The organism is Methylobacillus methanolivorans, assembly GCF_054588515.1.
On record NZ_BAAILT010000002.1, the window covers coordinates 1,483,303 to 1,506,691 of the forward strand.

Consider the following 23,389-nt stretch of genomic DNA (forward strand, 5'->3'; position numbering starts at 1 on the left):
ATTAGGCAGCCGCTACATTGAGGCCTGCGTGGGCAGCCGTACTGCCCTGACGGATGGTCCTGAACATGTTGTAGCACATGATGATCATGCCAGTCAGGAAGAACACCCCACCCAATGCACGCATGACGTAGAACGGATGCATCTGAGCAACAGATTCCACGAAGGAATACTGCAAATTGCCGAAGTCATCAAAAGCACGCCACATCAGACCCTGCATGATGCCGGAGATCCACATCGCAGTGATGTAAAGCAGCACACCGATAGTAGCCAGCCAGAAATGGACATTGATCAGGCGCAAGCTGTACATCTGTGTGTTCCAGATACGTGGAACCAAATGGTACATACTGCCGAAAGTAATCATCGCAACCCAGCCCAATGCACCAGAGTGCACGTGACCTACAGTCCAATCAGTATAGTGAGATAGTGCATTCACATCCTTGAGCGACATCATCGGGCCTTCAAAGGTAGACATACCGTAGAAGGACAATGCCACGATGAGGAAGCGGATCACAGGATCTGTACGCAGTTTGTCCCAAGCACCAGACAAGGTCATGATGCCGTTGATCATACCGCCCCAGGATGGCAACAACAGCATGATGGAGAAGGTCGCAGCAAGCGTACCAGTCCAATCAGGCAAAGCTGTCCAATGCAAGTGGTGCGCACCGGCCCACATGTAGAGGAAGATAATTGCCCAGAAGTGCAAGATGGACAAGCGATAGGAATACACTGGACGACCAGCCTGCTTCGGAACGAAGTAGTACATCATGCCCAAGAACGCCGCAGTCAGGAAAAAGCCCACTGCATTGTGACCATACCACCACTGGGTCATCGCATCCTGAGTGCCAGAGAACAAGCTATAGGATTCCAGGGAGAACAACTTCACAGGCACTTGCAGGTTATTGAAAATGTGCAGCAATGCCGTTGCAAGGATGAAAGCCAGGTAGAACCAGTTGGCAACATAGATGTGAGGCTGCTTACGCTTGAGCAAGGTGCCGACATAGATGGCTAGGTATGCTACCCAGACGAACAGGATCAGCAAATCGACTGGCCATGTCATTTCGGCATACTCACGCGCTTGCGTATAGCCGAACATATATCCGAGTGCAGACAACGCCACCGCTGCTTGCCAGCCCCAGAAAGTGAAATTAGCTAAGCCTTCACCGCCGAACAGTCGGGCCTGACAGGTGCGCTGAACAACATAATAAGAAGTGGCGAACAAGGCACTACCACCGAAACCAAAGATCACACCGCTGGTATGCACTGGGCGCAAGCGACCAAATGTGATGTATGGGCTATCAAAATTCAGGAACGGAAAGGCTAGTTCGGAGGCGATATACACACCAACGAACATACCAATCGCACCCCAGATCAAGGTCATGATGGCGAACTTGCGAATAATATCGTAGTTATATTGCTCGCTAGTACCAACACCAGCAGACGCAATGCTTGCCGTTGCCATGGTCGCACTCCTCATCTAAAAGTCTATTTGTAAAAAACCGCAAAATTATATTCTTTATCCAAGCCCCTGGACAAGAAAAACCCTAAAAAAATTGGGTAATATCATGCGCCAGCTGCTCAGGCGTTTCATCATGTTTCAAGTAGGCACGTACTTTTCCTGCGCGATCAACCACATACACCCCCGCACTATGATCCATAGTATAAGCATCTCCCGCATCAGCCTGTCGCTTAGCATATACCACCTTGTAATTTCTGGCGGCGTGCTTCAACTGCTCAGGCGTTCCATACAGCCCTATAAAGCGGTTATCAAAGAACGGTACATACTCAGCCAACACCGCTTGCGTATCGCGCTCGGGATCAACAGTCACGAACAGCACCTGCACCTCCCCTGCATCCTTACCCAGCAACTTCATCGCATTAGCCATGGAAAGCATGGTAGTTGGGCAAACATCCGGGCAATGCGTATATCCAAAAAATACGGCAACCACCTTTCCCTTGAAGTCATCAAGATGGCGCACATTGCCTTCATGATCCGTCAAGGTAAATGCCCCGGTCAGCGCCCTACCGCTAATATCCGTACCGAACAAATCCAAATCACGCTGATCCTGCCCGCATCCAGCCAACAGTAAGAAAAACGCGAACAAACAATATCTCAACATCATCCACATACCTATAGCCGACAATCCATAGGATTATCGGCCATCAGGCAAGTTATGCCAAACCGCGCATCAGGCATTGATGCGCAAGTAGGCTTTTAGAAGCGCTTACCAAAACCAAAACCGATGACCCATGGATTAATATCCAGACTATCAATCTTGGGGCCATTCTTCAGCTTCACATCGGTATCAATCCACAAATACTTCACATCAGCATTCAGCAACCAACCATCCTTGAGATTGATATCGAAACCAGCTTGCAGGGCAGGACCCCAACTATTGCGCTCGACACGGATATCGCCCACTTGATTAGAGTGCAGGCCGTTGTCCATAAAGCGGGTATAGTTGACACCAGCACCGACATAGGGATCAAAAGTTTGGTCAGGACGGAAGTGCCATTGAGCAGTCAATGTGGGCGGCAGCAGATTCACAGAACCCAGATTCTCACTCGCTACACCATTAGCGCCCTTAATGCTGACGTCATGACGGGTACCCAAGGCAAGCACCAGCTCCAGCGCAATATTCTTGGTGACATAGTAAGAAATATCCAACTCGGGGATCACTTGATCATTGACTTCCAGCTTGGAGCCAGCACCAGCAGCGCCACCAGTCATCCCATTCAAATACTTGCCCAGATCACTACTCTCATTAGGGCTGACATTAACCGCACGTGCACGAACCACCCAATCTCCTGCTTCTGCCATTGCAGCCAAAGGAGACAACAAGGCACATACCAATAGAACACTTTGCTTCAGTTTCATCATATCTCTCGCTTTATTATTAACCACAAAAAATTTATGGAATTTATTTTACCCCCATTACCCATAATTTAAAAGTGGTTAATAACCTATCAATTTACTCAACTTATTTAGGAGCCATATTATCCAACTGCATCCTTCCCAAACCACTGTGTACCATGGCAACAAAATCAGAAAACCCGCTATTCAAATACAAGGCCTTGCGCGTACAATGGACGTTTTTTGACAGTACTTGGTAACGGAGAAGCAAAGATGTCGATGGCCGACCGCGATGGTCTGATTTGGTATGATGGAAAAATGGTCCCCTGGCGCGATGCCACCACACATGTACTGACCCATACATTGCACTATGGCATGGGCGTCTTTGAGGGTGTACGCGCCTATAAAACAGACAAAGGCACTGCGATCTTCCGCCTGCAGGATCATACTGATCGCCTATTCCGTTCCGCCCACATCCTGGGCATGAAGATGCCTTTCGACAAGGCAACTCTGCTGGAAGCGCAAAAAGCCGCGATCCGCGAAAACAATCTTGAATCAGGCTACATGCGCCCGATGGCATTTTATGGCGCAGAAGCCATGGGCATTTCCGCCAAGACTCTCTCCACCCATGTGATCGTAGCTGCATGGAAATGGGGCGCCTATATGGGCGATGACGCCATCAAACATGGTATCCGCGTCAAGACTTCGTCCTTTGCCCGCCACCATGTCAACATTCACATGTGTAAGGCAAAAGCCAACGGCAACTACATGAACTCCATCCTGGCACATCAGGAAGCCGCTCAAGATGGCTACGATGAAGCTTTGTTACTTGATGTCGATGGCTTTGTTGCCGAGGGTTCTGGCGAAAATATTTTCATCATCCGCAACAACAAAATCTACACGCCAGATTTAACCAGCGCGCTGGAAGGCATTACACGGGATACTGTTGTGCAATTGGCTAACGAGTTTGGTTACCAGATCATTGAGAAACGCATCACGCGTGATGAAGTCTACTCTGCCGACGAAGCATTCTTCACTGGCACTGCAGCAGAAGTTACGCCAATCCGTGAACTAGACAACCGCGCCATTGGTGCAGGCACACGCGGCCCGATCACGGAAAAACTACAATCGAAATATTTCGATGTGGTGCACGGTCGCTCTCCAGAGCATATTGGCTGGCTTACCCTGGTTTAACGAACAGAAAAGAGTGCATCATGGCAACAGATATCAAGGAAATCGAGGTCACTGCAAAAGACTTACCCCTGCACTGCCCAACCAAGGAAGTGGCACTCTGGTGTTCACATCCAAGGGTTTTTCTTGATATTGCCGCGAATGGACACGCTGCCTGCCCCTATTGTGGGACTAAATATAAATTGAAGGCTGGCGAAACCGTCGCCCACCACTAAATGAAATAAAGCCGGACATGTCCGGCTTTATTTCATTCCAGCACTGAAACCGTTTGATGCGTCAGAGCCTCAATCACAATAGGCTCCCCATGCAATCGCTCAATCAGTTGCACAGCATGAGTTGAAGGACTATTAGTCCAGCAATGCACGCCTCCCAATCCTTGAGTACCAGCCAGCAAACCTCGCTCATACAATCGATGGCGAAGCTGCCTAGCCACAGCCTCTCCTGTATCGATTAACACAATATCCGGCCCGGCAATCTCGGCAATCAATGATTTGACAAACGGATAGTGCGTACACCCGAGCACAATAGTGTCAGCACCAGCCTGAATAAGCGGCAATACATAGTCGGCCACCAGCGACCGCGCTGTGTCAGAAGCCAATTCCCCACGCTCTATGCACTCCACCAAGCCAATACATGCCTGAGTCACCACCTGAATATTCTTGCCATAATTTTCAAGCAAGGCGGAAAATTGCGCACTTTGTAATGTTCCAGTCGTGGCCAACACGCCTACCACACCATTACGTGTGGCAGCAGCAGCAGGTTTCACTGCGGGTTCCATTCCGATAATCGGCAAATCAAGCTCTTGCCTGAGCGTCTTGATCGCAGCAGCTGTTGCCGTATTGCATGCCACGACGATTGCTTTCGCCCCCTGCTCTATCAGGAATCGCGCAATGCTGCGCGAGCGATCAATAATAAAAGCCTGGGATTTAGGTCCATAGGGAGCATGCAGGGAGTCCGCAAAGTAAAGTAGCGACTCCGCCGGAAGCTGCTCATGAATATGTCGTAGTACGCTCAACCCTCCAACGCCGGAATCAAAGATCCCAATCGCAGGCCGCAGGTCTTGCTTTCCCGCTATCAATACTGATGAATTAGGCACGATCTACAAAATAAGTGAATACATGGGCAGTTTACCCAAGCATGCGCTGAGGAGCCAGCAGTCACATGTTTTACAATACGCATGATGATTTCAGCGAGAATGAACATGGGTAACCGCTTAAGCAAGATATATACGCGTACCGGCGACGATGGCACAACTGGCCTTGGCGATGGCAGTCGTATTGAAAAAGATAGCCTACGGGTCGAAGCGATGGGTTGCGTTGATGAGCTTAACGCAGCCCTTGGAGTGCTACTTGCGGAAGCATTACCTGAACAGATAACGCATTACCTCATACAAATCCAGCATGATCTTTTTGATTTGGGAGGAGAAATCTCCATTCCGAACTTCCAATTACTACCACCCAATCGAGCCCAAGAGCTGGAGCAAGTGCTGGATATGCTCAATACGAATCTCCCGCCACTCAAGGAATTTATTCTCCCTGGCGGCAGCCGGCCTGCAGCACTCTGCCATTTGGCACGCACCATATGCCGCCGTACAGAACGCGTATTGCTGACCCTGCATCGGCAACATCCAACCTCGCCCGCCACATTGCCTTACATTAACCGCCTATCTGACCTGCTATTTGTCATCGCTCGCCATCTCAATCAAGCAACTGGACAAAGTGACGTACTGTGGCAACGACATCGCGCCGAGACCAATATCAAGAAATAGAATAAAAATATAGGAAAAAAGTATTTTTAACTATTAAAAACCATTGCTAAAGTGCGAGCTATCTTTCAAATAGCACTTTTAAAGAACCTCTACACCATGTCGATATTAGCCTTGGCATTTGCATTAGGTCTTATCCGCTGTCGAGGCAGTTATCGGGCATGTCAAACCCGACCAGAATAAAGGTCATATTGCGACATCCCATGATTTTCTAATCAACTTTAATACCTACTGTATCACCAGCGGTTACACATCAACACTTGTTCATAAGCAAGGTTCGCTTGCCAGTCCACTGGAAGCAACACAACATCAGGGAGACTTATCTTGTTCAATAAAACTGGGCTTATCCAGCTATTGATTGCCAGCGGCATTGTCCTCACGGCAGGCCTCAGCTATGCCGCCGAAGAAACGGCAAACACGGCATTATCAGCGGAAGAAATTGACCAACAAGAACGCATCAAGGCACGCAAGGCAGAGATTGCAGCAGAAGCTGCTTTGGCCAAGAAAGCTGAAAAAGGCTATTGGGTAGCGCCACGCGCTTATGGAACACAACGTGAGACAGAGCCACCTCGTTTTGTTAAGCCAATAGAAAAAACCTGGCTGAAGGAATACACAGATATCGATTGGCTGGACGTGGGGGCAGACTATCGCTTCCGCTACGAAAACCGTGAAAACGACTTCCGCCGTGGCGTGAATGTGACTGACGAACCTTTCCTGTTACGTTCACGTATTTATGTTGCCGTGCGCAATAAATTCGATCCATTACGTTTCACGCTGGAAGCCGAAGATGCGCGTCGCAACCACAGCAATTTTGCCCGTGATAATCGCGACGTCGACTTGGCAGAACCTATCCAGGCTTATGCAGAACTATTCTTCAAGGATGGCTTGGGCAAGGATGATCTCGGTAATGATCGTCCGGTAAGTCTCAAGGCTGGCCGTATGGCGTTTGAACAGCTTGATCGCCGCCTGATTGCCCGTAATGAATGGCGCAACACGACCAATACATTCCAAGGTGTTCGTGCCACATTTGGTCAACACAAAAATGATTGGGAATTGGACTTGCTTGCTTTACAGCCCATCGTGCGCCTGACTGAGCAACTCAACCAGCGTGACAAATCGCAATGGTTTTATGGGGCTATTTTCGATTGGCGCAAGTGGTCCGATATCGTGACTTTGTCCCCCTCCTATTTCTACCTGAAACAAGATGGTGATGAAGTAAAGTATACATCCAGCGGTAGCCTTGCTACTGCCGCCCAGCGCCTAGATCGCTCAATCCATACTGCCGGCCTCCGTGGCTACGGCCTTATTGGAAAAACTGGCTTGGACTATGACCTCAGCTATTACCGCCAGTGGGGTGAAGAGGACAGAACACTGACAGCAAAGCGGGATCACCGTGCCTATTCGTATATTGCTGAAATCGGTTATACAGCCGACCATGAGTGGAAACCACGTTTCAGCGCCAATTATGGTGTTGCCAGCGGAAACAAAGCCTCAAGCACGGGAACTCAAGAACGTTTTGACCGTTTGTTCGGGTTTGCGCGACCATGGTCCAGCAACGATTACATCCAGATGGAAAATATCAACGCCACCAAGGTACGAGCGGAATTCAGTCCTTTCACAGGAGTGAATATAGATACTGGATACAGTTGGTACAAACTGGACAGCGCGACTGATCGCTGGGGTGCGGGCAATAACCTTGTTGATGCCACAGGTCGCAGCGGCCGTGACTTAGGCGAAGAATGGGATATCCGCGTACGCTTCCCTGTTGTAGATAAAGTATCTGCTAACGTAGGTTATGCCTACTTCAAAGGTGGTGACTTTATTAAGAATGCCCCTGCAACACTTGGTCGCAAAGACACCTCCAACTTCTTCTATGTTGAACTGACGGTCAGCGCTTTCTAGCACTATCGTTCAGGTATACCTCCACTCAACCGGGAGCCAATGGCTTCCGGTTTTTTTACGCCCACATATTCCAAAATATATATAAAAATATAAAAACAAATTATTTTTAACTATTTAATAACCTTGTTACAGTGCACTCATTCATTGAACACTGCCAAGGCAAACGTATGTCACACGAATCCAAACCGAAACCTAACGATGAAGTGATCCAGGAAATTATCCGCTCCATTGACCTACTGCGTTTTGGCTCAATTGAAATCACGGTACACGATGGTCGGGTCACCCAAATAGAACGTAGGGAAAAAGTACGTTTCAACCATGATGCCCCAAAAATAAAACAAACCCTACAACGCGTGGTTATCAACCACTAACTTTCAAATCATCCAAGGATTGTTGCATGAAACGTTTTTTACCCCAGATCGCCAGTTTGATCACATTAACCGCCCTGAGTAGCTCACTGACAGCGCTGGCTGCGGATATCACCCTGTTGAATGTTTCCTATGACCCAACCCGAGAACTCTATCAGGAGTACAACAGCGCCTTCGCCAAATACTGGCAGGCCAAGACTGGTGACAAGGTCACGATCAAAGCCTCTCATGGCGGCTCGGGCAAGCAAGCCCGCTCTGTGATTGATGGCTTGCAGGCTGACGTCGTCACCCTGGCATTGGCATACGATGTAGATGCACTCTATGAAAAAGGCAAACTGGTAAATAAGGACTGGATCAAACGCCTACCTGACAACAGCTCACCCTACACTTCCACTATCGTGTTCCTGGTACGCAAAGGCAACCCTAAGAACATCAAGGATTGGGATGACCTGATCAAGCCTGGCATCAAAGTAGTCACCCCTAATCCCAAAACATCCGGCGGCGCTCGCTGGAACTACCTGGCAGCCTGGGCATATGGTCAAAAGAAGTTCAACAATGATGAAGCCAAGACTCGTGAATTCATTGGCAAAATCCTGAAGAATGTCCCTGTCCTTGATTCTGGCGCACGCGGTGCTACTACCACCTTTGTTGAAAGAGGCATTGGTGATGTATTGCTCGCCTGGGAAAACGAAGCTTTTCTTGCACAAAAGGAACTTGGTCCAGACAAATTCGAGATCGTGGCTCCATCTCTCTCGATCCTGGCTGAGCCATCCGTATCTGTCGTCGATAAAGTCGTAGACAAACGTGGCACTCGCAAGGTTGCCGAGGCCTATCTGGAATACCTTTACAGTGAGGCAGGCCAGGAGCTTGCAGCCCAGAACTACTACCGCCCACGTTTAGAATCCGTAGCCAAGAAGTATGAAAAGACTTTCCCGCATCTCAGCCTGGTCACAGTAGATTCAGCATTTGGTGGTTGGCAAAAAGCGCAAAAAACGCACTTTGCTGATGGCGGTACCTTTGATCAGATTTACCAACAATAAACCTTAATTTCTTGATTAACAGGCGGCGCCAGGCACAACCTGGCACCGCCAGCAGCCAAAGGAGACTCTCATCATGAGTACTGCGTTAATTGTAGGCGGCGACCAGATTGAAGGCATCAAGCAAGAGCTATCCAATTTTGGTGTTACGCATATCAACCACTGGTCAGGCCGTAAAGTTGGTGATGGCAAGAAAGTCATTCCCCAAGACACCGACCTCATCGTATTGGTGACTGACTGGATCAGTCATACATTCACTCACAAGATCAAGCAGAGCGCAGCTAAACGCGGCGTCAGGATTGTATATACGCCGAATGGCCCCAGTGCATTGCGCATACGCCTGAAGCAAATCAATCCAGACTACGTTCAGGAGAGTGAGTGTAGCAGCCAATACCAAAGCCAGCGGCAAGCGCGCCACTCACTGAATTAACCAGCAATCACGATTTGATGTAGCAAAAGGAGTTTTATCATGGCAATTCACGCAATTAATGTCCGTAACCAATTTCGCGGCAGGATCAAGGAAATCGTCCTGGGGCCAGTGGTCTCTGAAGTAGATGTTGAAACCCCGGTAGGTATAGTCACCTCTGTCATCACCACTCGCTCAGTCAATGAACTGAACCTGCAGATTGGGACTGAAGTTCTGGCGCTGATCAAGGCAACTGAGGTATCTCTCGCCAAGGTTTAGCTAGCCGCGCTCAGGTGCAACGCAAGCCTGATCTCATCCTCATCAATCAAAAGGCCAGGGATTGCTCCCTGGCCTTTCGTGTTAGCACTTTGCCAAGTGTTAATAGATTAACGCTTGGCAGATGCCAGTCTCAGTAGCACCCCTTGCAGCACATCCACTTCTGCATATGTATTGTAGAAAGCCAAGGACGGCCTGACCGTGGTTTCCACGCCAAAACGGCGCAGAATGGGCTGCGCGCAATGATGACCAGAGCGTACGGCAATCCCTTCCTGGTTCAACGCTGCGCCAACTTCCTCACTCTTGTACCCATGCAGGTTGAATGACAATACACTGGCTTTATTCTGGGCAGTGCCTATCAAGCGCAAGCCCGGCACTTTGTGCAGCGCGGCTGTCGCATAGACCAGTAGTTCATGCTCGTAGTGCGCAATATTTTCTATGCCCAGACGCTCAACATACTCGAGTGCAGCGCCCATCCCAACAGCATCAGCAATATTGCCAGTACCGGCCTCAAACTTGGCCGGCGCAGCGTGATAGACAGTTTTCTCGAAGGTGACGTCTTGAATCATGTTGCCGCCACCTTGCCAGGCTGGCATATCCTCCAGCACCGCTGCCTTACCGTACAAAGCACCTATGCCGGTCGGGCCAAAAATCTTGTGCCCGGAGAACACCAGGAAGTCGCAATCCAGCAACTGCACATCGGTACGCATATGCGACACGGATTGAGCACCGTCAAGCAGCACTTTTGCACCCACGGCATGCGCCATGGCGATCATCTGCTGTGCAGGTGTCACCGTCCCTAATGCATTGGAAACCTGGGTAAAGGAAACCAGCTTGGTGTGTGAAGTCAGCAGCTTCTGGTACTCGTCCAGCAACACCTGGCCACTATCATCCACGGGTACCACTTTCAACTTGGCACCAGTCTCCTGGCATAACTGCTGCCAGGGCACGATATTGGCATGATGCTCCAGGTTGGTGACCACAATCTCGTCACCTTCGCCCAGGTGCTTCTTGCCCCAAGTCTTGGCTACCAGGTTGATCGCTTCTGTCGTACCGCGCACGAAGACGATATTTTCCACCGAAGGTGCATTGATGAAGCGCCGCACGGTTTCACGCGCCCCTTCGTAGGCATCCGTCGCACGTGCCGCCAACTCATGCGCTGCACGATGGATATTGGAGTTTTCATGCTGGTAGAAATAGGACAAGCGATCAATCACTACTTGTGGCTTCTGGGTAGTCGCTGCGTTATCCAGCCAGATCAACGGCCTGCCGTTGACCAACTCACGCAAGATCGGGAAATCCTTGCGTACCAGATTGACGTCAAACGGTGGATGCGCAGAATCTGCAACATCGGGTACTCGCGGTGATTCGGCAAGGAAATAGAACGGCGACGACGCCTTGCTGTTGGCAGCTTTGCCTGAACCTGCAGCACTAGCAGGAACACCGCTAAACGGTGATGCCAGCAAACCCAGATCCATAGCATAAGGAATGTCGAGCCCACCCAGCAAGCCACTGATATCCAGGCCAGGTAAAGTAGGAACAGACCCCACAGCATCAACGCGCTCCTGGCTGAATTCTGGTGGCAAATCAGACGGCGACACTCCGAAGCTGGGAGACCTGACTGGCAAAGTTTCAGCGCCCGGCACCACGTTAGTGGCAGCTGGCAAGCCCGTAGGCACCGCAGAAACGATGGAAGGAGCTGCAGGCACAGGAGCACCAATAGTCGGACTGCCTGCCCCATAAGGTGCGGCGGAATCCGAGAGCGACGTCACCGACGGGGCATCTTGTGGCAAACGAGGAAACCCCTCCGCATACAGCTCATTGGCTATGCGGGTAAGCTCATCAACATCCAGGTGACCACCTGATTGCGCTTCACGACCCACGGCCAATGCAGCCGCCATGCGTGGATGCTCACCAGGCAAAGAGGCCAGAATGGCTTCGGGTTCAAAAGAAGACAGATCGTTGAGGTTACTTGTAGTCATAGTAGTTGCCTACGTCTACATTCTCCAGCACGGCAATCGCATCTTCGGTCAGTACCGCCAGCGAGCAATAAAGTGAAACCAAGTATGAAGCAATCGCCTTGTGGTTGATACCCATGAAGCGTACGGAAAGCCCCATGCTTTGTTGACCCGGCAGGTTAGGTTGATACAGGCCTACAACACCTTGACGGCTTTCGCCTGTGCGCAACAGCAGAATGTTGGTCTTGCCCTTGGTCACGCGCAGCTTGTCACACGGAATCAAGGGGATGCCACGCCATGTGATGAACTGTGAGCCAAACATGCTGACAGTAGGAGGTGGTACGCCGCGACGAGTGCATTCACGCCCAAACGCAGCAATCGCCTGTGGGTGTGCCAGGAAAAATGCAGGCTCTTTCCACACGCGGGAAATCAACTCATCAAAATCATCTGGTGTGGGAAATCCGGTGCGCGACTTAACCTTTTGGCCATCTGCCACGTTGTGCAGCAAGCCGTATTCCTTGTTATTGATTAGTTCGCTTTCCTGGCGTTCCTTGACGGTTTCGATGGTCAGGCGCAACTGCTCGCGAATCTGGTTGTGCGGGCTACTGTAGAGATCGGAAATACGGGTATGGACATCAACCACAGTATTCACTGCATTCAGCACATACTCACGGCCCCACTCTTCATAATCCACAAAAGTAGCAGGCAACTCACGCTCATCCTTGGCAGAGCAATCCACCTCGACATTGTGGTTGTCTTTCACCTTATTGACACGGTAGATACCCGCCTCAACCGGCACCCATTGCAGCAGGTGTACTAGCCAACGTGGTGTGATAGACCCAAGCATGGGGACTGTTTTGGTCGCATTGGCAAGCGTGCGCGCTGCAACATCCCCTAATGCGGTATGGGCCTGATGAATATCTGACATGAAAGCTCTCCTAAAAAATTACCAATCAATGGCAGGCAAATGCCTGCCCTATTCACTACTGAACTGCCGGATGACTCACAGCGCCATTAGAATGGCCTGTAGATGTCCCCTCCTTCATCTGTATCTGGGTAATATTGCTATTCGGGGGAACGCTATATGTAAGCCAGACATTGCCACCAATCACCGAGCCGCGACCAATCGTAATACGGCCGAGAATCGTCGCGCCGGCATAAATGACGACATCGTCCTCGACAATTGGGTGTCGTTCATTGCCCTTCACCAAACTGCCATCGGCATCCTGCGGGAAACGCTTGGCGCCAAGAGTCACAGCTTGGTACAACCTGACATGCCTCCCAATAATGCTGGTTTCCCCGATCACGACCCCGGTGCCATGGTCAATGAAAAATCCCTCATCGATCTGAGCGCCCGGGTGAATATCAATACCCGTGGCAGAGTGAGCGATCTCAGTGATCATGCGCGCAATTAATGGCACGCCAAGTTTGTGCAGCAAGTGGGCAATACGATAGTGGATCATAGCGTTGATGCCCGGATAACAAACCAGCACCTCATCTACGCTGCGTGCTGCCGGGTCGCCTTCATAGGCAGCACGTATATCGCTATCCAACAAGTGACGTACTGCTGGCAACTGAGCAGCAAACTTGCGCACTAAATCCGTGGCACGTTCACGCACTGCTGCCAACGCTGATGTTTCTGCGACGAAGCTCAACTCCAGGCGCACCTGAACCACCAACTCCCGCAATGCAACGTCCAGCGTATTGCCGACAAAATAATCGATCCCTTCCTCTCGCAAATCCGGCAAGCCGAGACGATTGGGAAACAAGGCAGCACCCAGCCCCTCCACCACATCCGCTAGCGCCTTGCGTGCTGGCAGTTTGGGAGGTCGGTTCAAGCGATTCCGGTGTTCCAGCGAGGTGAGCCTAACCTCACGCAGCTTGCCTACAATCTGGCTAATTCCCAGTTCGTCGCCCAACTCAATATTTTTTTCATGCTGACTCATCAAGTCCTACCCACAAGTGACCTTGTAAAAACAAAAAAGCCAGCCCCTCTCAAGAGAGGAGCTGGCTTCCGGTTGTCCGGTCAGCTTACGCTAACGATGTATGGAAATGCTGTACTGAAATTAATTCAAGTTCACAATGCTTGTTGTCCATACTGAACATGGTGCAACAAACATATCACGTCGGGAAGACTACCACATATTCAATTAACTTCTATACATAGAACTATAAAATATATTAATTCCCACCCATTAAATAACCAATAAATTTAATTATATTCCACTATATTCTTTTACATTATTACAATAATTTCTTATAGTACCGCACATTCCCTCCCATCTCTCCGAGGCCTACATGCTAAGAAAAATAGTGGCAATCAGTCTTTTTGCCGTCGCAGGAATTGTTCATGCAGATACCACACTACTCAACGTTTCGTATGATGTAACACGCGAATTCTACAAAGACTTTAATCCCGCCTTCAGTAAATTCTGGAAACAAAAAACTGGTGAATCCGTCACCATCAATCAATCACATGGCGGTTCCAGCAAGCAGGCCAGAGCCGTAGCAGATGGCTTGCAGGCTGACATCATCTCCATGAACCAGAGCAATGATATTGATATCTTGTTCGAGCGCGGCAAGCTGATTCCCGCTGACTGGCAGAAACGTCTGCCCAATGCCAGCTCACCCACCACATCCACCACCGTCTTTCTCGTGCGTAAAGGCAACCCCAAGAACATCAAGGATTGGGACGACCTCATTAAACCTGGCGTCGGTGTCGTGATCCCTAACCCCAAGACCTCGGGCAATGGACGCTATAGCTATCTTGCCGCCTGGGGCGCGGTTATCAAGAAAGGTGGGGATGAAGCCAAAGCACGTGATTTTGTCGCTCGCTTATTTAAGAACGTTCCTGTCCTGGATGCAGGTGGACGCGGTGCCACTACGACATTTATTCAGCGTGGCATTGGTGACGTATTGCTCACGTTTGAGAATGAGGTATTTCTCATCAATAAAGAGTTAGGTAACAATAACTTCGACGTGGTGTATCCATCTTCCAGCATCCTGGCAGAAAATCCCATCGCACTGGTTGACAAGGTGGTAGACAAGCGCAAGACACGCCAAATTGCACAAGCCTACCTGGAGTTTCATTACTCACCAGAAGGCCAGGAAATCGCCGCACGGCATTACCTGCGCCCACGTTCTGCGGAAGTATTGGCTGCACACAAGGACGATTTCAGGCCACTGCAACTCTTTACCGTAGATGAGACATTTGGCGGCTGGCAAAAAGCCCAAAAAACGCACTTTGCTGATGGCGGCATATTTGACCAGATTTACGTCAATAAATAAGCGGCCACAATCATGACCAAGCAAAACGTCTCCACATCCATCGCTATAGAGCAATTGAAAGCCCAGTTGCGAGAATCGCTTTATCTCGACCTTGATGAATATGGGCTAGAAGAACAGTCTTCGGGAGAGTTCAATAGCTCATTCCTGGGACTGCAACTCAACAGTGCCTTCCAGCCTATCTACGATAGTGAAGCAGGCGATTTGTTTGGTCATGAAGCGTTTATCCGCCCCTCGCTCGGTGGCCAACAAGCCATTAATCCAGAGTTTGCCTTCAGCTTTGCCGGGCAAGTTGGCAAGCTGGTAAAGTTTGATCGCGTTGTCCGCACGCTTCATGTACTGAACTTCCGTCAGATTTATGCAGAAAATGGCTTGTTGTTCCTCAATGTACACCCCAATTTGCTGATGAGCGTCAACGCGCACGGTAAAGTATTCGAGCGCATCCTGCATGCGAACTCTGTTCCCACCCATCGCGTCGTCATTGAAATACAGGAAAGTGTCGTCGAGCATGAGCATCAACTGGCAGATGCCATTGAAAACTACACAGAACGAGGCTACCGCATCGCGATTGGCAACTTTGGCAGCAAGCACTCCCATCTGGAACGGCTATGGAAACTTGCCCCCGAGTTTGTCAAACTTGATATTGGCCTGATCAAAGAAGCCGAGCGTAATACCCGCATGCGCAAGATATTGCCGCGCTTGATCCAGCTCATCCATGACATCGGTGCGCAACCTGTGATTACCGGCATCGAGTCTCAAACCGGCCTCGACATTGCAGTGGAATCTGGTACTACTCTGCTGCAAGGATACTTCCTAGGCAAACCGGTGACTGCCAAGGAGCTTCAACCCACGCAAGCACTCAAGCCTTCATTGCAGTTGAACAAACGAGCAGCCGCGTGATGCCGCAGCACATAGAAAAATAACCCCGAGCTATATCGTTATAAAAACATATTATTTTTTGCGCGCAGCCACTTCTGCTACATTGCAGCGGCCTTGCTCCAGCCACACACACTAAATTCACAATATGGCAAAAAAACACAAACCACATAACGTATTGCCTGGCTTTAACTTATCTCTTGGCTATACCTTGTTATACCTGAGCCTGATAGTACTGATTCCATTATCAGCTGCCTTTTTCAAGACGACAGAGTTAAGCCTTGCAGAGTTTTGGCACACTGTCACCACACCCAGAGTGATCGCTTCATACAAGCTCACTTTCGGCGCATCCTTGTTTGCAGCGCTGATCAATGCAGTGTTCGGTTTGCTTACTGCCTGGGTGCTGACCCGCTATACATTTCCCGGGAAGAAGCTGGTAGACGCATTGGTGGACTTACCATTCGCCCTGCCTACCGCAGTGGCTGGCATTGCACTGACAGCAGTCTACTCAGGCAATGGCTGGATTGGCAGCCTGATCGAGCCATATGGCCTCAAGGTAGCCTTTACTCCGTTAGGCGTCGTCGTGGCCTTGACATTTATTGGGCTACCCTTCGTTGTCCGCACCGTACAACCTGTGCTGGAAGACCTAGAAGCAGAAACTGAGGAAGCTGCAGCCAGCTTAGGCGCAAATCGTTGGCAGACCTTTCATCGCGTTATCCTACCAGCCCTCTGGCCAGCCCTGCTCACTGGATTTGCACTCGCGTTTGCCCGTGCAGTGGGTGAGTATGGCTCCGTGATTTTCATCGCTGGCAATATGCCGATGATTTCCGAGATCACACCGCTCATCATCATCACCAAACTCGAACAATACGACTACACCGGCGCAACTGCAGTTGCCGTAGTCATGCTGGTCATCTCTTTCCTACTATTGCTCACCATCAACGGCCTGCAGTGGTGGAGCAGCAGCCGCAACAGCGCATCGCGATAGGAATACACCTTATGTCAACCACTGTTTCCCAATTCGCCCGTTACAATGCCAAGGTAGCACGCAATCGTGCCACCTCCGAGCCAGCCTGGGTACGCTGGACGCTGATTATTTCTGCGCTGCTGTTTCTCAGCCTATTCCTGTTTGTTCCCTTGGCAGCCGTATTTACTGAAGCATTACGCAAGGGCTTCGACACTTACCTTGCTGCCCTGATTGAGCCCGATGCCGTTTCCGCGATCAAGCTCACGCTCATCGCAGCCGCCATCTCGCTACCGCTTAACTTGGTATTCGGTATTGCAGCCGCCTGGGCCATTGCCAAATTCGAGTTCAAGGGCAAAAGCATTCTGATCACCCTGATTGACCTGCCATTTGCAGTCTCCCCGGTCATTGCAGGCTTGATCTATGTATTGATCTTTGGATTGCAAGGCTGGTTTGGCGAGTGGCTAATTGATCATGATTACAAAGTCATTTTCGCCATCCCCGGCATCGTCCTCGCCACGATCTTCGTTACATTCCCCTTCATTGCACGTGAATTAATCCCACTCATGCAAGCTCAAGGTAAGGAAGAAGAAGAGGCAGGCTTGGTATTGGGTGCTTCAGGCTGGCAAATCCTCTGGCACATCACCCTGCCAAATATCAAATGGGGCTTGCTGTATGGCGTCATCCTCACCAATGCCCGTGCCATGGGCGAATTTGGCGCTGTCTCGGTGGTATCAGGCCATATTCGCGGGCTCACCAACACCATGCCGCTCCATGTGGAAATCCTCTACAACGAATATAACTATGCCGCGGCCTTTGCTGTCGCCTCGCTACTGGCCTTCCTAGCGTTAATAACACTGGCACTCAAGTCATACATTGAGTGGCAAAGTGGCCGTAGCGCCAGCGCACGTGAAAAAGCCTCTGACCAATAACGTACTGACCGCACCACCGTCACAAGGATGACATCATGAGTATCGAAATCCGCAATATCAAAAAAGAATTTGGCAGTTTTACCGCACTAGGAGACGTCAGCCTTGATGTTCCCAGCGGCGAACTTGTCGCCCTGCTTGGTCCTTCAGGATGCGGTAAAACTACACTATTGCGCATCATCGCGGGCCTGGAATCTCCCGATTCTGGCAGCATACATTTCCATGGTGAAGAAGCCACAAACCGCGACGTACGTGAACGCGAAGTGGGCTTCGTATTCCAGCATTACGCCTTGTTCCGCCACATGACAGTGTTTGAGAATGTCGCGTTTGGCTTACGTGTTCGCCCTAAAAAGACACGCCCCACAGAGGCCGAAATCCACCGTCGCGTTCACCAGCTCTTAAGCCTGGTGCAACTGGACTGGCTGGCCGACCGTTATCCACCACAACTTTCCGGTGGCCAGCGCCAACGCATCGCACTCGCCCGCGCTTTGGCCGTTGAGCCCAAAGTTTTGTTACTGGATGAACCCTTTGGAGCCTTGGACGCCAAGGTGCGTAAAGACCTGCGTCGCTGGCTGCGCCGACTGCACGACGAACTGCACATCACCAGCGTCTTCGTCACTCATGATCAGGAAGAAGCGCTCGAAGTCGCAGATCGCATCGTCGTCATGAACCAGGGCAAGATCGAGCAAATAGGCTCTCCGCAAGAAGTGTACGACAGCCCGGCCTCACCATTCGTCTATCAATTCCTCGGCAACGTCAACCAGTTCCACAGCCGCGTAGATCAAGGCCAAGCGCATATCGGCGACATCAGCCTCGCACTGGACGAGCACCACACCGTACAGAACAGCGATGCTCTTGCCTACGTACGTCCACACGACATCGACATCTATACCGAGCAAAACGGCAGCCCCGCATTACAAGCCGTGGTCAGCTACATCCATGCGGCTGGCCCACTTGTCAGGCTTGAACTACAGCCTACCAACAATGCCGACATCATCGAAGCAGAAATCACCCGTGAACGCTTCCGCGAGCTCGCCATCCGCCAGGGCAGCGCAGTATTCCTCAAGCCACGCAGCGTACAAGTTTTTCTTCAAGGTAGTAGCACTGCCAGTTGAGCACTGATTAGCGTTATCAACAACCAGCCGACCCGACCACAGGAGGCCCGCGTGATGAAAATCCCGCGGGCCTTTTTATTTACAGCCCACACAAGGAGCACTCCATGCAGAAACTCAAACCCGCTTTGACTGCGCTCGCACTGGCAGTAATCTCCCCTCTGGCGTCCACCCAAGCCCTCGCCACGGACGGATACTTTTCCCATGGCTATGGCATACGCTCGCAAGGTGCAGGCGGCGTCGGCATCGCCTTGCCGCAAGACAGCCTGGTAGCAGCCAGCAATCCCGCCGGACTCTCCCTGGTGGGTGATCGCCTCGACATCGGCGCCTCCTGGTTTCGCCCACAACGCGAAGCCGAAATAGAAAATAGCCCAGCGCCATCCGCCAATGGCAAATACTCCGGCAACGAACGCGAACACTTCATCATTCCGGAAATTGGCTACAGCAAACGCGTCAGCGACGTCACCACTGCAGGCATCAGCGTCTATGGCAATGGCGGCATGAACACCGCCTATGATCGCGCCATTCCCCTGCTGGGCGATAGACGTGCAGGCGTCGACCTGATCCAGATATTCGTCAAACCCACTCTGTCATGGCAATTGACGCCAACCCAATACGTAGGCGTAGGCCTTAACATTGCCTACCAGCGCTTTGAAGCAAAAGGCCTGTCGAATTTCACCGCCACCGGGCTGGGCCAGGTTTCCCAATCACCCAACAACGTCTCTGACCGCGGCCACGACTCCTCCTATGGCATCGGGCTACACCTGGGCTGGCTGGGTCAATTCATTGACCAGCGCCTCACCCTGGGCGCAAGCTACCAAAGTAAAATCTCCACCACAGACTTCGACAAATATCGCGGCCTGTTTGCAGAAGACGGCAGCTTTGACATCCCAGAGAATTATGGCCTGGGCATCGCATTCAAACTCACCCCATCCTGGACCATCGCCAGCGACATCCAGCGCATCCGCTACAGCGACGTCAACTCAGTGGGCAACTCCTTGAACAGACTCCTCTCCGGACAAGCCCTTGGCTCAGATCAAGGCCCAGGATTCGGCTGGCGCGACGTCACTGTATACAAACTCGGCACCGTCTTTGCCGTCAACGACCAACTCACCCTACGGGCCGGCTACAACCACACCACCCAACCCATCCCGCGAAGCGAAACCCTCTTCAACATCCTGGCCCCCGCCGTCGTACAAGACCACATCACCCTAGGCGCCACCTGGAAACTCGCCAACAACAACGAACTCTCATTTAGCTATGCCCACGCCTTCGAAAATACCGTCAAAGGCAACAACTCCATCCCCACATTATTTGGCGGCGGAGACGTGAACCTGAAAATGCATCAAGATACGTTTGGGGTTGCGTATAGCTGGATACTGTAGTGACCATCGCCACGCCTATCTAGAGCATGGGAGCCCAAGACGAGCAACAGTGACTTTGTCCACCTCTTACTCTGGTCAAGTCTAAATAGTCTTTGGTGGAGTTAAGGTGCCTAGACTCCACCATCGGAATGCCTGATAAACTCAGCGCGGTGCTTTCCACGCCGTTCACCTTCGTTCCGATACCCCACCATCGGAATGCCTGATAAACTCTCAAAGCAATCCCGCATTGATGCGCTGAGTGTTCCGATACCCCACCATCGGAATGCCTGATAAACTCCAGCGCCGGGGTCGCGAGACGATCCGGGTAGTTCCGATACCCCACCATCGGAATGCCTGATAAACTCGCGGAGGTTTTGGCTATGCCAACCACACTAGTTCCGATACCCCACCATCGGAATGCCTGATAAACTCGCGTGCGGAGCAAACCATGTTACCTTGCCAGTTCCGATACCCCACCATCGGAATGCCTGATAAACTCGTTCTCCAACTCCGCTATGCGGGATAGGAGGTTCCGATACCCCACCATCGGAATGCCTGATAAACTCTTGCTACCACGTTACTGGCTGACGCTTGAGGTTCCGATACCCCACCATCGGAATGCCTGATAAACTCGATGCGCTGAGTAAGGAGCTGTCTGCCCATGTTCCGATACCCCACCATCGGAATGCCTGATAAACTCTCAACCGGGTAACATGAGGTTACGGGCATGGTTCCGATACCCCACCATCGGAATGCCTGATAAACTCGAGCTGAGACATCTAAATCTGCCACAGATGGTTCCGATACCCCACCATCGGAATGCCTGATAAACTCACCCTCGGAAGCGGTTATCGAGGCTAACCAGTTCCGATACCCCACCATCGGAATGCCTGATAAACTCCACCGAGTTGCCAGGGATGAGTTTAGCGAGGTTCCGATACCCCACCATCGGAATGCCTGATAAACTCTTATACCTCTGCAAAGTGGTGTGATTCTTGGTTCCGATACCCCACCATCGGAATGCCTGATAAACTCCAGCCAGACGTGGTGCAAACCTCGCCTGTTGTTCCGATACCCCACCATCGGAATGCCTGATAAACTCACAGCAACTACCTGAGACTGCGTGAGCAGTGTTCCGATACCCCACCATCGGAATGCCTGATAAACTCCCAGCCATATGGCGGCATGGCGTGACCAACGTTCCGATACCCCACCATCGGAATGCCTGATAAACTCGGGTGCTGGGTGATGCCCCGGAGGAAATCCGTTCCGATACCCCACCATCGGAATGCCTGATAAACTCAAGCGGGGATTTTGCCGTATGACGGTAGGAGTTCCGATACCCCACCATCGGAATGCCTGATAAACTCGCGGAGGAACGACGCTGTACCGGTTTTGAAGTTCCGATACCCCACCATCGGAATGCCTGATAAACTCAGCGTTGAACGTGGCGTAAATGAAACTGCTGTTCCGATACCCCACCATCGGAATGCCTGATAAACTCATGGGGTCTCAGTTTGATGTGGTCGTATCAGTTCCGATACCCCACCATCGGAATGCCTGATAAACTCTTGGGCAGCATGCCAGCCGTCAAGGGTACCGTTCCGATACCCCACCATCGGAATGCCTGATAAACTCCCCATAGTCAGAACGGAGCCATCAAACTGAGTTCCGATACCCCACCATCGGAATGCCTGATAAACTCTTTCTATCCCAGCTGGAACTAAGAACGAAGGTTCCGATACCCCACCATCGGAATGCCTGATAAACTCTCGCTTCCCACTCTTAATAAGTCTTTCATAGTTCCGATACCCCACCATCGGAATGCCTGATAAACTCACAGTGGAGTGACAATAACATTATTTTTGAGTTCCGATACCCCACCATCGGAATGCCTGATAAACTCTGGGCAGCATGCCAGCCGTCAAGGGTTCCGGTTCCGATACCCCACCATCGGAATGCCTGATAAACTCCTCGCCCCTTAGTGCCTTCCGCCAGGACTCGTTCCGATACCCCACCATCGGAATGCCTGATAAACTCGTAGGTACGCAGTTAACGAAGTCAGAATTAGTTCCGATACCCCACCATCGGAATGCCTGATAAACTCTCCTGCCTGAAAGCCTGGAGAGGCTTAAAGGTTCCGATACCCCACCATCGGAATGCCTGATAAACTCGTTAATTCTGCTCTTATGGCTAAAAATATAGTTCCGATACCCCACCATCGGAATGCCTGATAAACTCTCAATGTATTCGCCATAGGTAGAGTGCGTGGTTCCGATACCCCACCATCGGAATGCCTGATAAACTCTTGCAGGGCCAGTAGTAGACATTGTGGTCAGTTCCGATACCCCACCATCGGAATGCCTGATAAACTCACGACCATAAATTCTACGCATTGTGTTATAGTTCCGATACCCCACCATCGGAATGCCTGATAAACTCCTGTATTGCGCTATTTGGACAAGCCCTTACGTTCCGATACCCCACCATCGGAATGCCTGATAAACTCTTTGAAATTGCCTTGTATGTATTGGTTAGAGTTCCGATACCCCACCATCGGAATGCCTGATAAACTCATAGCTACGCCTTCGGCTATCTGAGCACTAGTTCCGATACCCCACCATCGGAATGCCTGATAAACTCTTTGAAGCGCTTGAGCGGCTTGCATGGCTAGTTCCGATACCCCACCATCGGAATGCCTGATAAACTCACGCCACGGGCTTTCCCCATGACTACGTTGGTTCCGATACCCCACCATCGGAATGCCTGATAAACTCTCGACACTAGCTCACCTAGCCGTAGCGGTAGTTCCGATACCCCACCATCGGAATGCCTGATAAACTCCTGGCGTTGGGCAGTGCGTCAACTGGCAGAGTTCCGATACCCCACCATCGGAATGCCTGATAAACTCTTAGGCCAGCGAACAAGGATAGATCATTGAGTTCCGATACCCCACCATCGGAATGCCTGATAAACTCGGAGCTGATACCAGTAACGTCGTACACATCGTTCCGATACCCCACCATCGGAATGCCTGATAAACTCGCACGTCCTCGCATGCCGAGATCGTGTCCAGTTCCGATACCCCACCATCGGAATGCCTGA

21 protein-coding genes and 1 CRISPR repeat array (1 of these 22 cut by a window edge) are annotated in these 23,389 nt (G+C 51.0%); of the genes, 14 read left to right on the top strand and 7 right to left on the bottom strand.

The features are described 5' to 3' along the window. Position 1 precedes the first annotated feature (1 nt). The 3 genes from ccoN to LG202_RS08320 form a co-directional block, all read right to left on the bottom strand. Positions 2-1,459: a cytochrome-c oxidase, cbb3-type subunit I gene (gene ccoN / locus LG202_RS08310; RefSeq protein ID WP_230347918.1), complete on the bottom strand. Its 1,458-nt coding sequence runs from the start codon at positions 1,457-1,459 to the stop codon at positions 2-4. Positions 1,460-1,541: 82 nt separating this feature from the next. Continuing rightward, positions 1,542-2,120 carry an SCO family protein gene (locus LG202_RS08315; RefSeq protein WP_230347919.1) on the bottom strand — a complete coding sequence of 193 codons (579 nt, stop codon included), beginning with the start codon at positions 2,118-2,120 and terminating at the stop codon, positions 1,542-1,544. A 92-nt stretch (positions 2,121-2,212) separates the two neighbouring features. Beyond that, positions 2,213-2,875: an OmpW/AlkL family protein gene (locus LG202_RS08320; RefSeq protein WP_459724673.1), complete on the bottom strand. Its 663-nt coding sequence runs from the start codon at positions 2,873-2,875 to the stop codon at positions 2,213-2,215. 249 nt (positions 2,876-3,124) lie between these two features. On the opposite strand from LG202_RS08320, the gene LG202_RS08325 reads away from it, so the two are divergent. Then, complete coding sequence (locus tag LG202_RS08325) at positions 3,125-4,045, top strand: branched-chain amino acid transaminase (protein ID WP_230347921.1); 921 nt, start codon at positions 3,125-3,127, stop codon at positions 4,043-4,045. Positions 4,046-4,065: 20 nt separating this feature from the next. After that, a complete protein-coding gene (locus tag LG202_RS08330; protein ID WP_230347922.1) occupies positions 4,066-4,257 on the top strand; it encodes a zinc-finger domain-containing protein in 192 nt (63 codons plus the stop codon). A gap of 32 nt (positions 4,258-4,289) precedes the next feature. On the opposite strand, the gene murI is transcribed toward LG202_RS08330, so the two are convergent. Further along, positions 4,290-5,117 (bottom strand): glutamate racemase, encoded by an 828-nt coding sequence (murI, locus tag LG202_RS08335; RefSeq protein ID WP_459724675.1) that lies wholly within the window; start codon positions 5,115-5,117, stop codon positions 4,290-4,292. Positions 5,118-5,243: 126 nt separating this feature from the next. Here murI and LG202_RS08340 point away from each other — a divergent pair, with 126 nt between their 5' ends. The 6 genes from LG202_RS08340 to LG202_RS08365 all read left to right on the top strand — a co-directional run bounded on the left by LG202_RS08340 (position 5,244) and on the right by LG202_RS08365 (position 9,799). Then, positions 5,244-5,810 carry a cob(I)yrinic acid a,c-diamide adenosyltransferase gene (locus LG202_RS08340; protein ID WP_230347924.1) on the top strand — a complete coding sequence of 189 codons (567 nt, stop codon included), beginning with the start codon at positions 5,244-5,246 and terminating at the stop codon, positions 5,808-5,810. A 321-nt stretch (positions 5,811-6,131) separates the two neighbouring features. After that, positions 6,132-7,709, top strand: a complete 1,578-nt coding sequence (locus tag LG202_RS08345) for an alginate export family protein (protein ID WP_230347925.1) — start codon at positions 6,132-6,134, stop codon at positions 7,707-7,709. A 167-nt stretch (positions 7,710-7,876) separates the two neighbouring features. Beyond that, positions 7,877-8,080, top strand: a complete 204-nt coding sequence (locus LG202_RS08350) for a YezD family protein (RefSeq protein WP_230347926.1) — start codon at positions 7,877-7,879, stop codon at positions 8,078-8,080. Between the two features lie 26 nt (positions 8,081-8,106). After that, complete coding sequence (locus LG202_RS08355; protein ID WP_230347927.1) at positions 8,107-9,117, top strand: sulfate ABC transporter substrate-binding protein; 1,011 nt, start codon at positions 8,107-8,109, stop codon at positions 9,115-9,117. A 73-nt stretch (positions 9,118-9,190) separates the two neighbouring features. Continuing rightward, on the top strand, positions 9,191-9,544 hold the full coding sequence (locus LG202_RS08360; RefSeq protein WP_230347928.1) for a DUF2325 domain-containing protein: 354 nt from the start codon (positions 9,191-9,193) through the stop codon (positions 9,542-9,544). 39 nt (positions 9,545-9,583) lie between these two features. Further along, on the top strand, positions 9,584-9,799 hold the full coding sequence (locus LG202_RS08365) for a TOBE domain-containing protein (protein WP_230347929.1): 216 nt from the start codon (positions 9,584-9,586) through the stop codon (positions 9,797-9,799). Between the two features lie 107 nt (positions 9,800-9,906). Here LG202_RS08365 and LG202_RS08370 read toward each other — a convergent pair whose 3' ends face one another. From LG202_RS08370 to epsC, 3 genes are read right to left on the bottom strand one after another with little or no spacing between them, the layout of a single operon-like run. After that, on the bottom strand, positions 9,907-11,778 hold the full coding sequence (locus LG202_RS08370; protein ID WP_230347930.1) for a family 2A encapsulin nanocompartment cargo protein cysteine desulfurase: 1,872 nt from the start codon (positions 11,776-11,778) through the stop codon (positions 9,907-9,909). Further along, positions 11,765-12,682 (bottom strand): family 2A encapsulin nanocompartment shell protein, encoded by a 918-nt coding sequence (locus LG202_RS08375; RefSeq protein ID WP_230347931.1) that lies wholly within the window; start codon positions 12,680-12,682, stop codon positions 11,765-11,767. The genes LG202_RS08370 and LG202_RS08375 overlap by 14 nt, the downstream gene beginning before the upstream one ends. 55 nt (positions 12,683-12,737) lie before the next feature. After that, positions 12,738-13,700 carry a serine O-acetyltransferase EpsC gene (gene epsC / locus LG202_RS08380; protein ID WP_230347932.1) on the bottom strand — a complete coding sequence of 321 codons (963 nt, stop codon included), beginning with the start codon at positions 13,698-13,700 and terminating at the stop codon, positions 12,738-12,740. Between the two features lie 352 nt (positions 13,701-14,052). Here epsC and LG202_RS08385 point away from each other — a divergent pair, with 352 nt between their 5' ends. The 6 genes from LG202_RS08385 to LG202_RS08410 all read left to right on the top strand — a co-directional run bounded on the left by LG202_RS08385 (position 14,053) and on the right by LG202_RS08410 (position 20,305). After that, positions 14,053-15,042: a sulfate ABC transporter substrate-binding protein gene (locus tag LG202_RS08385; RefSeq protein WP_230347933.1), complete on the top strand. Its 990-nt coding sequence runs from the start codon at positions 14,053-14,055 to the stop codon at positions 15,040-15,042. Positions 15,043-15,054: 12 nt separating this feature from the next. Next, entirely contained in the window at positions 15,055-15,939 is an 885-nt protein-coding gene (locus LG202_RS08390; RefSeq protein ID WP_230347934.1) for an EAL domain-containing protein, read from the top strand. Between the two features lie 124 nt (positions 15,940-16,063). Beyond that, a complete protein-coding gene (gene cysT, locus LG202_RS08395; RefSeq protein WP_230347935.1) occupies positions 16,064-16,903 on the top strand; it encodes a sulfate ABC transporter permease subunit CysT in 840 nt (279 codons plus the stop codon). Between the two features lie 11 nt (positions 16,904-16,914). Continuing rightward, positions 16,915-17,811 carry a sulfate ABC transporter permease subunit CysW gene (gene cysW / locus LG202_RS08400; protein WP_230347936.1) on the top strand — a complete coding sequence of 299 codons (897 nt, stop codon included), beginning with the start codon at positions 16,915-16,917 and terminating at the stop codon, positions 17,809-17,811. A 35-nt stretch (positions 17,812-17,846) separates the two neighbouring features. Next, positions 17,847-18,923 carry a sulfate/molybdate ABC transporter ATP-binding protein gene (locus LG202_RS08405; RefSeq protein WP_230347937.1) on the top strand — a complete coding sequence of 359 codons (1,077 nt, stop codon included), beginning with the start codon at positions 17,847-17,849 and terminating at the stop codon, positions 18,921-18,923. A 104-nt stretch (positions 18,924-19,027) separates the two neighbouring features. After that, on the top strand, positions 19,028-20,305 hold the full coding sequence (locus LG202_RS08410) for an OmpP1/FadL family transporter (protein WP_230347938.1): 1,278 nt from the start codon (positions 19,028-19,030) through the stop codon (positions 20,303-20,305). 106 nt (positions 20,306-20,411) lie between these two features. Then, positions 20,412-23,389: a CRISPR direct-repeat array (repeat unit 37 nt; unit sequence GTTCCGATACCCCACCATCGGAATGCCTGATAAACTC); it runs 208 nt beyond the window's last position.